Origin of the sequence: Vibrio sp. S12_S33, from assembly GCF_963889785.1 — a bacterium.
Lineage (GTDB): Bacteria > Pseudomonadota > Gammaproteobacteria > Enterobacterales > Vibrionaceae > Vibrio > Vibrio aestuarianus.
On the sequence record NZ_CAWPQZ010000471.1, the window covers coordinates 1 to 214 of the forward strand.

The 214-nt window shown below is 47.7% G+C and carries 1 protein-coding gene; it reads left to right on the forward strand.

What is annotated here, in order from left to right:
• A partial coding sequence (locus tag AACW06_RS20770) for an IS66 family transposase (RefSeq protein WP_192076435.1) occupies positions 1–214 on the forward strand: 214 nt, incomplete at both ends.

Sequence of the window (214 nt, forward strand, 5' to 3'; positions counted from 1 at the left end):
TCAATGTGCTTAAGGAAGACAAGCAATGTTATATGTGGTTGTACTGCTCGGGAGCCGACTCCCCTGAAGCTAAACTCCCTGACATGAAAAATATCGTCTTGTTCGACTATCAAAACAGCCGCGCGAGAGCATGCCCCGTGAACTTTTTGGGCGATTACTCAGGCTATCTACAAAGTGATGGTTACGCGGCTTATGACGGATTAACCAACGTGGC